1 protein-coding gene is annotated in these 15,024 nt (G+C 62.6%); it reads left to right on the top strand.

The genetic code is table 11. From position 1 onward, the window contains the following. Position 1: 1 nt before the first annotated feature. Positions 2–14,974: a non-ribosomal peptide synthase/polyketide synthase gene (locus CWC48_RS28875; protein ID WP_256581768.1), complete on the top strand. Its 14,973-nt coding sequence runs from the start codon at positions 2–4 to the stop codon at positions 14,972–14,974. Positions 14,975–15,024 lie beyond the last annotated feature (50 nt).

Here is a 15,024-nt window from a genome sequence, read left to right as displayed (position 1 = left end):
CGTGCAAGCATTAATCGAGTCGGTAGGGTCACTTTCGGCGCAACAAAAGAAAGCGCTGGCGGTAATGCTCAAGCAGCAAGGCATCAACCTGTTTGAAATTGCCCCGGTTTTCAAGCGTCAGGAAGGTGAGCCCCTTCGGCTCTCTTATGCTCAGGAGCGGCAGTGGTTTTTGTGGCAGTTGGAGCCGCAGAGCACTGCCTATCACGTGCCAAGGGCTCTGCGCCTGACCGGCCAATTGGATGTGGCGGCGTTGCAGCGCAGCTTTGACACGCTGGTGATGCGTCATGAAAGCCTGCGCACGCATTTGCGGGAGGAGGGCGACAGCGCCTTGCAGGTGATTACCGATCAGGTGCGCGTGGACATTGCCCTGGTTGACGCCCAGGAGTCGGACCTCAAAGGCCTGGTCGAAGCTGAAATCGCTCAGCCGTTCGATCTGCAGCAAGGCCCGCTTTTGCGGGTCAAGCTGCTGCGCCTGGCTCCCCAGGAGCATGTGCTGGTGTTGGTGCAGCACCATATCGTCTCTGATGGCTGGTCGATGCAGGTGATGGTCGACGAGCTGGTCCAGCTGTATGCGGCCAATGTCCAGGGCCATGACCTGCAATTGCCGGCCTTGCCGATTCAATACGCCGACTATGCGCTGTGGCAACGCAGCTGGATGGAGGCGGGGGAGCGCGAGCGCCAGTTGGGTTACTGGACCGGTATGCTCGGTGGTGAGCAACCGGTGCTCGAAATGCCGATGGACCGCCCGCGGCCTGCGGTGCAGAGTTACCTTGGCGCGCGGCTCGACCTGACGCTTGAAGCGTCGCTGGTGGCGGGCCTCAAGACCCTGGCGCAGCGCGAGGGTGTGACAATCTTCATGTTGCTGTTGGCGTCGTTCCAGGCCGTGTTGCATCGCTACAGCGGCCAGGCTGACATCCGAATCGGCGTGCCGGTGGCCAACCGGAACCGGGTGGAAACCGAGCGGCTGATCGGCTTTTTCGTGAATACGCAGATTCTCAAGGCCGATATCGACGGTCAGATGACATTCCGTGAGCTGCTGCACCAAACCCGCCAGCGCGCGGTGGAAGCCCAGGCGCATCAGGACTTACCGTTCGAGCAACTGGTAGAAGCACTGCAGCCGGAGCGCAGCCTGAGCTACAACCCGTTGTTCCAAGTGATGTTCAACCACCAGACCGATACCCAGCGCAGCGGCGGTGGCGGTGGCGTCACCGGCCTGCACGTGCAGGCGCTGGAGTGGGAAAGCAAGACGTCGCAGTTCGACCTCAACCTCGACACCCAGGAATCGGCTGACGGCATCCAGGCGTCCCTGACCTATGCCACCGACCTGTTTGACGCGCCGGGGCTGGAGCGCTTCCTGGCGCATTGGCACCGTTTGCTGCACCTGGTGGCCCAGGATTGCAACGGTCGGGTCGGCGAGCTGCCGTTGCTGGACGATATGCAGTGGCAGCAACTGGTGCATGCCTGGAATCACACGCACCAGGCATTCCCGCAGAATGTCGGGGTGCATCGCCTGCTGGAAGCCCAGGCGCAGGCGCGTCCGGAGGCAACTGCGCTGGTCTGCAATGGCCAGGCGCTGAGCTATGCCGAACTCAACAGGCGTGCCAATCGCCTGGCCCATCGCCTGCGCGCGGCCGGTGTAGGCCCGGACGTGCTGGTGGCCGTCGCGCTGGACCGTTCGGTGGACATGGTGCTGGCCTTGCTGGCAACCCTCAAGGCTGGTGGCGCCTATGTGCCACTTGATCCGCAGTTCCCGGCCGACCGGCTGGCGTTCATGCTCGAAGACAGCCGTGCACGCGTACTCTTGACCGCCGGCGATCTGCACGAGCGCCTGCCACGGGCAGCCGACCAACAGGTGCTGTTCACCAGCGAGTCGGAAGATGCGCGCTACAGCAGTGAAAACCTGCACGTCGAGCTGACCGACGAACACCTGGCTTACGTGATCTACACCTCCGGTTCCACCGGCAAGCCCAAGGGCGTGATGGTACGCCATGGCGCTCTGAGCAGCTTCACACAAGGCATGGCCGGTACCCTGGGCATCGGCGCCGAAGCGCGGTTGCTGTCATTAACCACGTTCTCCTTCGATATTTTCGCCCTTGAGCTCTACGTGCCCCTGTCGATTGGCGCCACAGTGGTGCTGGCGGACAAGGCAGTGTCCCAGGACCCTGAGGCGATCCTGAGCCTGGTGCATGAGCAGGCGATCAACGTGGTGCAAGCCACGCCGTCGACCTGGCGCATGCTGCTGGACAGCGAGCGCCGTGCCTTACTGCACGGGGCCAAGTGCCTGTGCGGCGGCGAAGCGCTGCCGGCCGACCTGGCCCAGCGCATGCTGGCCCAGCAGGGCACGGTGTGGAACCTGTACGGCCCGACCGAAACCACCATCTGGTCGGCGGCCCACCCACTGGTTGAGCCGTTGCCGTTTGTCGGTCGACCCATCGCCAACACGTCGCTGTTTATCCTCAATGCCGAACTCACTCCGACCCCGGTCGGCACCAGCGGCGAACTGCTGATCGGCGGTGTTGGCCTGGCCCGCGGGTATCACGGCCGAGCCGCAATGACCGCCGAGCGTTTTGTGCCTAATCCCTTTGCGCGCAACGGTGAGCGGCTGTACCGCACCGGCGACCTGGCACGTTATCGCGCGGATGGCGTGGTCGAGTACATAGGCCGCGTCGACCATCAGGTCAAGGTGCGTGGCTTCCGTATCGAGTTGGGAGAAATTGAGGCGTGCCTGCGTGAACAGAGCGCTGTCCGTGAAGCGGTGGTGGTGGCCGAAAATGACCAGCTCCTGGCGTATCTGGTGACCCATGCCGTGACTTCGGAAGGCGACCAGGGTGCTCTGCGCGAAACGCTCAAGACCGCGCTGCGCGCCGGGTTACCGGACTATATGGTGCCAGCGCACATGCTGTTCCTGGCACGCCTGCCGTTGACGCCCAATGGCAAGCTGGACCGCAAGGCACTGCCGAAGCCGGATGCCAGCGTGCTGCAAAAACGCTACGTGGCACCAGTCGGCGAGAAGGCCCGGCAAGTGGCTGCGATCTGGGCCGAGGTGCTGGGGGTGCCGCAGGTTGGTCTTGAAGATCATTTCTTCGAACTGGGTGGTCACTCCTTGCTGGCGACGCGCGTCGTGTCGCGGGTACGCCAGGCATTGGCGATCGACGTGGCGCTCAAGAGCCTGTTTGAACAACCGGTGTTGGGGGCGTTTGTACAGGCGCTGGGTGAGAAGGGTGCCGATGTTGCGCAGATGACTCCGGTCAATCGCGAACAACCGTTGCTGCTGTCGTATGCCCAGGAGCGCCAGTGGTTCCTCTGGCAACTGGAGCCTGACAGCGCGGCCTATCACATTCCCGTTGCGTTGCGCCTGCTGGGGACGCTGGACCGCGTGGCCCTGCAACGGGCGTTTGACACCCTGGTGCAACGCCATGAAACCCTGCGAACCGTGTTTTTCGCCGGTGCCGACCAGACCGTCCAGCGTGTGCTCGAACAGGCCACTGCGGTCATCGAGTATCAAGTCCTGACCGCCACCGGGCCTGCCCGGTTGCAGACGCTGGTACAAGAGGAAATCGCCAGGCCATTCGACCTGAAGGCCGGGCCATTGCTGCGCATCAAGCTGCTGCAACTGAACGAGCGCGAGCATGTGCTGGTCATGGTGCAGCACCATATCGTCTCGGATGCCTGGTCGATGCAAGTGATGGTCGATGAGCTGGTGAGCCTGTATGCCGGCTACAGCCAGGGCCTCGAGCCCACCCTTGCACCATTGCCGATTCAATACGCCGACTATGCCCAATGGCAGCGTGGCTGGATGGAGGCGGGCGAAAAGGACCGCCAACTGGCTTACTGGCGCGACCGTCTGGGTGATGTGCAGCCTGTACTGGAACTGCCGCTGGACCGTCCGCGTCCGGCCATGCAGAACTATCAGGGGGCACGCCTGGACCTGGTATTGCAACCTTCGGTGGTCGAGAGCTTGCGCGCTTTGGCGCAGCGCGAAGGTGTGACCATGTTCATGGTGTTGCTCGCGTCCTTCCAGGCACTGTTGTACCGGTATACCGGCCAGTCGGATATCCGCGTCGGCGTGCCGATCGCTAACCGCAACCGTTTGGAAACCGAGCAACTGATCGGCTTTTTCGTCAATACCCAAGTGCTTAAGGCCGAGATTGACGGGCACATGACCTTTGCCCAACTGCTGCAGCAGGTCAAGGAGCAGGCGCTGGGCGCGCAAGCGCATCAGGACCTGCCATTCGAGCAATTGGTCGAGGCCTTGCAACCGGAGCGCAGCCTGAGCCACAACCCGTTGTTCCAAGTGATGTTCAACCACCAGTCGGCTGCGCAAGCCCGGCGCGATGGCCAGCAACTGCCTGGCCTGCATGTGGAAGGGGTGACGTGGGACAGCCACACGGCGCATTTCGACTTGAGCCTGGACACCGAAGAGTCTGGCGAAGGGCTGCTGGCTTCGCTGACTTACGCCACCGCACTGTTCGACGCGAGCACTTTGCAGCGCTTCGCCGCCCATTGGCAGAACGTGCTCAAGCGTGTGGCGGGGAATGCCCAACAGTGTGTCGCCGACTTGCCGATCCTGGGCAGCGATGAACAAGCGCAGATGCTGTACGCGTGGAACCCGCCGCAACCGTCGCGTGCCGCCCACGGCAGCGTGCTGCAAAAGTTCGAACAACAGGTGGCCAGCCATCCCCAGGCCATCGCCTTGATCATGGATCAGCGGCGCATGACCTACGCCGACCTCAACCTGCGGGCCAACCGCCTGGCCCACGCACTGATCGAGCAGGGCGTGGGTGCCGACAGCTTGGTGGGCGTGGCCGTGGACCGTTCGCTGGAGATGATCATTGCGCTGTTGGCGGTGCTCAAGGCCGGTGGCGCCTATGTCCCGCTGGACCCGCAATACCCCCAGGATCGCCTGCAATGCATGATCGAAGACAGTGGCCTGCAGCTTTTGCTGACCCAGCAGCCGCTGCTGGAGCGCTTGCCGATCAGCCCTGGCCTGGCGTTGATTTGCCTGGAAGGGGATCAGGATTGGCTCGCCGAGTATCCGTGCAGCAACCCCGATGTACGGGCGTTCCCCGCGAACCTGGCGTACCTGATGTTTACCTCCGGCTCGACCGGGAGGCCCAAGGGCGTCGGTATCGATCAGGCCTCGCTGGCACGGCATGTCGAGGTGTTTATCGAATTGTTCGAACTGACTGCGGCTGACCGCGTGTTGCAGTTCGGTACGTTCAATTTCGACGGGTTTGTCGAACAGCTGTATCCGGCGCTGTGCTGCGGTGCCGCCGTGGTGGTGCGCGGCGGCGAGTTGTGGGACAGCGACACCTTCTATGCGCAACTGATCGAACATGAGATTTCGGTGGTTGACCTGACCACCGCCTATTGGCACTTGATCGCCCGTGACTTTGCCGAGCGCGGCGTGCGCGATTACGGCCGCCTGCGCCAAGTGCATGCCGGTGGTGAGGCGATGCCGCCGGAAGGGCTTGCCTCCTGGCGTGACGCCGGGTTGGGCCATGTGCGCCTGCTCAACACCTACGGCCCCACCGAAGCGACCGTCACGGTGACTGCCCTGGATTGCGACGGCTACGTGGAAGGTCGCGAGACCGTCACGCAGATGATGCCCATTGGTCGCGTGCTGGACGGCCGTGCGATTTACCTGCTGGATGCCAGCCTGAATCCGGTGCCCGTGGGCGTGGCGGGTGAATTGGTGATTGGCGGGCCGCTGCTGGCACGGGGTTACTTCAACCGCGCCGCGCTTACCGCCGAACGGTTTATCCCCGACCCCTTCGACCCGCTAGGGGGAGGGCGTTTGTACCGTACCGGCGACCTGGCCCGTTACCGCGCCGATGGCGTGATCGAGTACATCGGTCGCATCGACCACCAGGTCAAGGTGCGCGGCTTCCGTATCGAGCTGGGCGAGATAGAATCGCGCCTGCTGGCACAGGACGACGTACGCGAAGCGTTGGTGATCGCCGCCGACCAGCAACTGATTGCCTACCTCGTCACCCCACTGACCGAAGCCGAGCAGCCTGGCTTGCGTGAGCGCATTCGTGCTGTGCTGCGCGATGAGCTACCTGACTACATGGTGCCGGCGCACTTCATGTTCCTGGAACGCCTGCCGCTGAGCCCCAACGGCAAGCTGGACCGGCATGCCCTGCCACGCCCGGAAGCGACTCAGGCGACCGAGCAGTGGGTGGCCCCTATCAGTGCGCTGGAGCAGCAAGTCGCGGCGATCTGGGCGGATATTCTCGGCGCCGAGCGTATTGGCCTGAACGACCATTTCTTCGAACTCGGCGGGCATTCGTTGCTGGCCATGCAAGTGGCTTCACGCCTGCGGCATAACCTGGGGATCGAGTTGCCCTTGCGCGTGCTGTTCGAACAACCGCGCCTGCAGGGGTTCGTGGCCGCGCTGCACACCGAGGGCAAGCGCGGCGGTTCGACGGCGCCGGCGTTGGTTCCCGCGTCTCGCGAGCTGCCGTTGGTGTTGTCCTACGCCCAGGAACGCCAGTGGTTCCTCTGGTTGCTCGACCCCGAAAGCGCCGCCTACCATGTGCCCAGCGCTTTGCGCCTCAAGGGCCGGTTGGACCTGGACGCGCTGCAGCGCAGTTTCGATGCCTTGGTGGCACGCCATGAAAGCCTGCGCACCCATCTGCATCAGGGCGATGAGCAGACCGTGCAGGTGATCCTGCCGCAAGGGCGTGTCGAGATTACCTTGCGTCAAAGCGATGAAGCGCAGGTAAAGGCGCAAGTCGAAGCCGAGATCGCCCGACCGTTCGACCTGCAAGCGGGGCCGTTGCTGCGGGCTACGCTGTTGCGCCTGAGCGACGATGAGCATGTGTTGGTGCTGGTCCAGCACCATATCGTCTCGGACGGTTGGTCGATGCAGATCATGGTTGATGAACTGGTGCAACTGTACAGCGCCTACAGCCAGGGCCAGGAGGCGCAGTTGCCGGCCTTGCCGATCCAGTACGCAGACTACGCCCGTTGGCAGCGCGAGTGGATGGACGCCGGCGAGAAGGAGCGGCAACTGGGCTACTGGCAGGCGTTGCTAGGTGGCGAGCAACCAGTGCTCGAACTGCCGTTCGACCACCAGCGCCCGGCTGAGCAAAGCCATCGTGGTGCGCGCCTGTTTGTAGAGTTGCCACCGACCTTGGTCGCCGACCTCAAAGGCCTTGCACAGCGTGAGGGCGTGACGATGTTCATGCTGTTGCTGGCCTCGTTCCAGGCGTTGATGCATCGCTACAGTGGCCAGGAAGACGTGCGCGTGGGAGTGCCTATCGCCAACCGCAACCGAGTCGAAACCGAGCGGTTGCTGGGCTTTTTCGTCAACACCCAGGTGCTCAAGGCCGATATCGACGAGCAGACCTCAGTGCTGCAATTGTTGCAGCAGACCCGCCGCCGTGCGCTGGAAGCCCAGGACCATCAGGACTTGCCGTTCGAGCAACTGGTGGAGGCACTGCAACCCGAGCGCAGCCTGAGCCTCAACCCGCTGTTCCAGGTCATGTTCAACCATCAAACCGAGGCACGCCTGGGCGCAACCGAGCATCAACTGTCCACTTTGCGTGTCGAAGGGATGGAATGGGCAAGCCATACTGCGCACTTCGACCTTGACCTGGATGTGCATGAAGGTACTGACGGTATCTGGGCCACCCTGGGTTATGCCACCGACCTGTTCAATGCCTCCACCATCGAGCGCATGGCGCGGCATTGGCAGAACCTGCTGCAGGGCATGGTTGCAGACCCACGGAAGAGCATTGGCCAGTTGAATTTGCTCGATCCGGCTGAGCGCCAACAGATCCTGCAACTGTGGGACCGTACTGACGCCGGCTTCCCCGCCACGCTGCTGGTGCACCAGTTGTTCGCCGACCGCGCCCGCGAGACCCCCGATGCCGTGGCAGTGAAATTCGACGCGCAAACCCTGACTTACGGCGAACTGGACCGCCAGGCCAACCGCCTGGCCCATGCGCTGATCGCCCGTGGCGTCGGCCCGGAAGTACGCGTGGCCATCGCCATGCCGCGCAGCGCCGAAATCATGGTGGCGTTCCTCGCGGTGATGAAGGCCGGTGGCGTGTATGTGCCGCTGGATATCGAATACCCACGTGATCGCCTGCTGTACATGATGCAGGACAGTCGTGCGAAGTTGCTGCTGACCCACACCAGCGCGTTGCAGCAACTGCCGATCCCCGACGGCCTCGATAGCCTGGCGATTGATCGCACCGAGGAATGGGCCGATCACAGTGACACGGTTCCGCAAATCGAATTGGACGGCGATAACCTCGCCTACGTGATCTACACCTCTGGCTCGACGGGCATGCCCAAGGGTGTCGCCGTTGCTCACGGACCACTGGTAGCCCATATCATCGCCACCGGCGAGCGTTATGAAACCTCGCCCGCCGATTGCGAACTGCACTTCATGTCCTTTGCCTTCGACGGCTCCCACGAAGGCTGGATGCACCCGTTGATCAATGGCGCCAGCGTGCTGATCCGCGACGACAGCCTGTGGCTGCCTGAATACACCTACCAGCAAATGCATCGCCATAACGTGACCATGGCGGTGTTCCCGCCGGTGTACCTGCAACAGCTGGCCGAGCATGCCGAGCGTGACGGCAACCCGCCGAAGGTGCGTGTGTACTGCTTTGGCGGTGATGCCGTCGCCCAGGCCAGCTATGACCTGGCCTGGCGCGCACTCAAGCCGACCTACCTGTTCAACGGCTACGGCCCGACGGAAACCGTGGTCACGCCACTGCTGTGGAAAGCGCGCAAGGGCGACCCGTGCGGCGCCGTCTATGCACCGATTGGCACACTGCTGGGCAACCGCAGCGGCTACGTATTGGACGCGCAACTCAACCTGCAACCCATCGGCGTAGCCGGCGAGCTGTACCTGGGCGGCGAAGGCGTAGCCCGTGGTTATCTTGAGCGCCCGGCGCTGACTGCCGAACGCTTCGTGCCGGACCCATTCGGCAAACCGGGTAGCCGCGTGTACCGCAGCGGCGACCTGACCCGTGGCCGCCCGAATGGTGTGGTGGACTACCTCGGCCGTGTCGACCATCAGGTGAAAATCCGTGGTTTCCGTATCGAACTGGGCGAAATCGAAGCGCGTCTGCGTGAGCAGGAAAACGTCGGCGAAACCGTGGTGGTCGCCCAGGAAGGACCGACCGGTAAACAGTTGGTGGCTTATGTGGTGCCCGCAGACGGCAGCCTGGCCAACGAAACCGAGTTCCGTGAAACTCTGCGCCGCGCATTGAAAACCCGCCTGCCGGATTACATGGTGCCGACGTACTTCATGTTCCTGGCGCAGATGCCGTTGACCCCCAACGGCAAGCTCGACCGCAAGGGCCTGCCGCAACCGGACGCCAGCCTGTTGCAACAGGCCTATGTGGCGCCGCAGAGCGAGCTGGAGCAACAGCTCGCGGCGATCTGGGCCGACGTGCTGCGCTTGCCGCAAGTAGGCCTGAACGACAACTTTTTCGAGCTGGGCGGTGATTCGATCATCTCGATCCAAGTGGTGAGCCGAGCGCGGCAGGCCGGTATCCGCTTTACGCCCAAGGACCTGTTCCAGCACCAGACCGTACAAAGCCTGGCCGGTGTGGCACGCCAGGGGGACGACGGTTTCGCGATCGATCAGGCGGCCTTGAGTGGCGAAACATTGCTGTTGCCGATCCAGCAGGCCTTCTTCGCCGATGAGATTGCCGAACGTCACCACTGGAATCAGTCGGTGGTGCTCAAAGCCCATGAGCCCCTCGATGCCGGGCTGCTTACCCAGGCCTTGCAGGCGCTGATCATGCATCACGATGCGCTGCGTTCCCGGTTTTTCGAGGGCACGGACGGCTGGCAGGGTATGTATCGCGCCGCCGAGCACCACCAGGCCGATGCCGTGCTGTGGCAAAGCGTGTTGCACGATATCGAAGAACTGGCCGCCTTGGGTGAGGAGGCGCAACGCAGCCTTGATCTTGACCAGGGCCCGTTGATGCGTGCGGTGCTGGTTCAATTGAACGACGGTTCGCAACGCTTGCTGCTGGTCATCCATCATTTGGTGGTGGATGGCGTGTCGTGGCGGATTCTCCTTGAGGACCTGCAAACGGCCTATCGCCAACTCGCCAGTGGCGCCAAGGTGGCGTTGCCCGCCAAGACCAGTTCAACCCGCGACTGGGCGCAGCGGCTTCAGCGATATGCCCAAGGCGACGCACTGACCCGGGAACTGGCGTGGTGGCAAGCCCAATTGCACGGCGCCGAATCTGACCTGCCGGGCGCCAATCCGCAGGCGAGCTTGAGCAACCGGCATGCCGGCAGCGCGATCACACACTTGGACGCCGCTCACACGCGCCGCCTGTTGCAGGATGCACCTGCCGCCTACCGCACCCAGATCAACGACCTGCTGCTGACGGCGCTGGCGCGGGTAATCGGGCGCTGGACCGGACACGATTCCACCCTGATCCGCCTCGAAGGACATGGCCGCGAAGACCTGTTCGAGGAGATCGACCTGACCCGCACGGTCGGCTGGTTCACCAGCATTTACCCGATCAAACTCACGCCGGCTGCAACCCTGGCTGGCTCATTGAAGGGGATCAAGGAACAACTGCGCGCCATTCCCGACAAGGGCATCGGTTTTGGTGCCTTGCGCTACCTTGGCCAGCCTCAGGTACGCGATGCACTGGCAGACTTGCCGCAGCCGCGCATTACCTTCAACTACCTGGGCCAGTTCGATGCGAGTTTTGATAGCCATGAACACGTGGGGCTGTTTGCGCCCTCCGGTGACGCCGCCGGCAGCGATCAGAGCCCGGACGCATCGCTGGGCAACTGGCTGGAAATCAATGGCCAGGTGTACGGCGGCGAGCTGAACCTGAACTGGGGATTCAGCCAGCAGATGTTCGATCCGGTTTGCATCCAGCAGTTGGCCGATGACTACGCCGAAGAGCTCAAAGCGTTGATCGAACACTGCTGCCAGCCCGGACAGGCCGGCGCCACGCCGTCGGACTTCCCGCTGGCGCGCTTGAACCAGGCGCAGTTGGATAGCTTGGGGTTGCCGTTGAACCAGGTCGAAGACATTTACCCGCTTTCGCCGATGCAACAGGGCATGTTGTTCCAATCGTTGTTTGGCCAGGGTTCGGGCGACTACATCAACCAGATGCGCGTGGAGGTGCAAGGGTTGGATGTGGCGCGTTTCCGCGCAGCCTGGCAGGTCGCGCTGGAGCATCACGATATCCTGCGGACGGGTTTCCTCTGGCAGACCGAGTTGGAGCAGCCGTTGCAGGTGGTGTACCGGACGGCGCAGGTGCCGTTTGTCGAGCACGACTGGCAGCAGCGCGCAGACAGTGGTCAGGCGCTTGACGCGTTGGCGCATACCCTGCGAGCCGATGGTTTTGTGCTGGAACAGGCGCCTTTGCTGAACCTGATGGTGGTCCGCACCGGTCCTGACAGCCATCATCTGATCTACACCAACCACCATATCCTGATGGATGGCTGGAGTGCCTCGCAGCTGTTCGGCGAGGTACTGCAACAGTATGCTGGCGAGCCGTTGCGCGCACCGAGTGGGCGCTACCGGGATTATATCGGTTGGTTGCAGGCCCAGGACCCGGTCACCAGCGAGACCTTCTGGAAAGCCCAGTTGGCCGGTTTGCAGGAGCCCACGCGCCTGTCCCGTGGCATCACCCGTGAGTCGGGTGTGCCCCAGGCAAATGGCGTTCATCACCTGATACTGGAGCAGACGGCGACCGAACAGCTCAAGGCTCTTGCCCAGCGCCATAAAGTGACCCTCAATACGCTGGTGCAAAGCGCCTGGCTCTTGCTGTTGCAACGGCATACCGGCCTCGACACCGTCGCGTTCGGGGCCACGGTCGCGGGGCGTCCGGCGGAGCTGGCGGGTATCGAGCAGCAGGTCGGATTGTTCATCAACACGCTACCGGTGGTGGCCGCTCCAAGCCCGCAGTTGAGCGTCGACGCTTGGTTGCAGCAGGTGCAGGAACAAAACCTGCGCCTGCGTGAACAGGAGCACACGCCGCTGTTCGAGATCCAGCGTTGGGCCGGGCTTGGTGGCGAGGCATTGTTCGACAGCATCCTGGTGTTCGAGAATTACCCGGTGTCCGAAGCGCTGGAGCAGGGCTCGCCGGTGGGCCTGCGGTTCGGTGCGATGGACAGCCTGGAACAGACCCACTATCCACTGACCGTGCTGTTGGCCATGGGTGACAGACTGGCGGTGGAGTTCAACTACGCTCACTCTGCATTCGATGCTCAGGAGATCGAGCATCTGGCGGAGCATTTCCAACAGTTGCTGCAAGCCTTGACGCTGCCGCAGATGGAGCGTCTGGCAGACCTGCCATCGCTGCCCGCCGCGCAACGTCATCGGATCGTCGAGGATTGGAACGCAACGGCGCGTGAGTACCCGTTGCAGCGTGGCGTGCATCAGTTGATCGAAGACCAGGTAACCCTGACACCAGAAGCACCGGCTCTGGTGTTTGGTGCACAGCGCCTGAACTACGCCGAACTGAACCGTCGTGCCAACCGCCTGGCGCATCGCCTGATTGAAGCTGGCGTAGGCCCGGACGTGCTGGTGGGCCTGGCGGTAGAGCGCTCCATGGACATGGTGGTAGGCCTGTTGGCGGTGCTCAAGGCCGGGGGCGCCTACGTGCCGCTCGACCCTGAATACCCGCGTGAACGCCTGGCCTACATGCTGGAAGACAGTGGTGTGAAACTGCTGTTGACCCAGGCGCACTTGCATGAACAGTTGCCGATTCCCCAGGGACTGCAAACCCTGGTGCTGGGTGAGTCTGCATTCGAAAACTACAGCGACGCCAATCCAGGGATCGCGCTGGACGGCGAAAACCTTGCCTACGTGATCTACACCTCGGGCTCCACCGGCCAACCCAAAGGCGCCGGCAACCGGCATTCAGCCCTGGCCAACCGCCTGCACTGGATGCAGGAAGCCTATGGTCTGGAGGTCAGCGATACAGTGCTGCAAAAGACCCCGTTCAGCTTCGACGTATCGGTCTGGGAATTCTTCTGGCCGCTGATGACCGGCGCTCGCCTGGTGGTGGCAGCGCCGGGGGATCACCGCGATCCGGCCAAGTTGATCAGCCTGATCAATCAGGAACAGGTCACTACGTTGCACTTCGTGCCTTCGATGTTGCAGGCCTTCCTGCAGGATCCGGTGGTGTCGACTTGCCAAAGCCTGCAGCGCATCGTGTGCAGCGGTGAAGCCTTGCCGGTGGATGCCCAGCAGCAGGTCTTCGCCAAGCTGCCGCAAGCCGGGCTCTACAACCTGTATGGCCCGACTGAAGCTGCAATCGACGTGACCCACTGGACGTGCGTTGAGGAAGGCTGCGATACGGTGCCGATCGGTAAACCGATTGCCAACCTGGGCTGCTACATCCTTGACAGCAACTTCGAACCGGTGCCGGTCGGTGTGTTGGGCGAGTTGTACCTGGGTGGTGTCGGTCTGGCCCGTGGTTATCATCGCCGCCCGGCGCTTACCGCCGAGCGCTTTGTGGCTCACCCTTTCGTCAAAGGCGAACGCCTGTACCGCACCGGCGACCTGGCGCGCTACCGCGCAGACGGCGTGATTGAATACGCCGGGCGTATCGACCACCAGGTCAAGCTGCGCGGCCTGCGTATCGAACTGGGTGAAATCGAAGCGCGCCTGCTGGAACACGACTGGGTTCGTGAGGCCGCCGTGCTGGCGGTCAATGGTGCATACCTAGTGGGCTATCTGGTGCTGCGAGGCGCCGGCGATGACTGGCGCGCAGTGTTGAGCGCTCACTTGGCCCAACACCTGCCGGACTATATGGTCCCGGCCCAGTGGGTGTTGCTGGAGCAGATGCCTCTGAGCCCTAACGGGAAGCTTGATCGCAAAGCCTTGCCAAAGCCTGATGTGGCTCAGCACGACCAGGCTTACCTGGCACCGCAAACCCCGCTGGAGAAAAAGCTTGCGGCGATCTGGGGGGATATTTTGGGTGTTGACCCCGTTGGCCTGCGCGATAACTTTTTCGAACTGGGTGGTCACTCCTTGTTGATCTTGATGCTCAAGGAACGCATCAAAAACGCCAGCGGTGTCAATCTTTCGGTGACCCAGTTGATGCTCAATCCGACAGTGCAAGGGCAAGTCGAGTGCTTGCTTGGTAGCACGCGCCGATCGCTCATCGTGCCGCTCAACAGCGTGGAATCGGGTACGCCGTTGTTCCTGTTCCACCCCAGCTATGGCTCGGTGCATTGTTATAAAGCGGTAGCGCTGGCTCTCAGGGAGCAACGCCCGGTGCTGGGTGTGATCTGCCGAGCGCTGGCAGAAGAGGGCGGCCCGGTGCCTTCCTGGGCGAGTATGGTTGAGGACTACACCGAGCAGTTGATGGTCGCCCACCCGCAAGGCCCGTTCCGCCTGGCCGGTTGGTCGCTGGGCGGCAACTTGGCGCTGGACGTGGCCTACAGCCTGGAACGGGCGGGCAGGGAAGTCGAGCGCGTTGGTCTGGTCGACACACCGCCGCCGCATGACGTCACAGCATTCTGGAAGGAAGACGATGTTATCGACGATCGGCACCTGTCCGATGCAGCGCAGCGGGCTGAGTTGCTCGGCGTGATGTTCCCGTCGCATGCTTTGCAGGTCCAGGCGATCTGGCAGGAGGCCCAAGCGAGCGAACAAGAGCAAACGCGGCAATGGGCGCGATTGGACGCCTGGGCTGAACACACCTTGGGGGAAGCCTATCTGACACTGAAGCACGAACTGCTTGAAGGTTCTGAGGCGCAGGTGTCCTGGGATATCAAGCAAGCGTTGGATCAGCGGTTGCAAGAGGCTCGATATTCGGCGATCACGGCACCGGTACTGTGTTGGTGGGCTGCCCAGAGCAAGGGTGGGCAACATCGCGAGCTGATCGAGTCGAGCCTGCGGGCAGTGCTTGGGCAGATGGCAATCGCGCAATCGATCGTGATCGACACCACCCATGAGCGCATCGTGGACAACCCTGAGTTTGTCAGTAGTTTCGTGGATGTGATGGGCAGATAAGCGGAGGTCGAAAAGCCCCCAATCACGCAAGTGGCTGGGGGTTTTTTATG

This window comes from Pseudomonas sp. S10E 269, assembly GCF_002798465.1.
Lineage (GTDB): Bacteria > Pseudomonadota > Gammaproteobacteria > Pseudomonadales > Pseudomonadaceae > Aquipseudomonas > Aquipseudomonas pergaminensis.
This window is presented reverse-complemented; position numbering and strand designations above follow the sequence as displayed.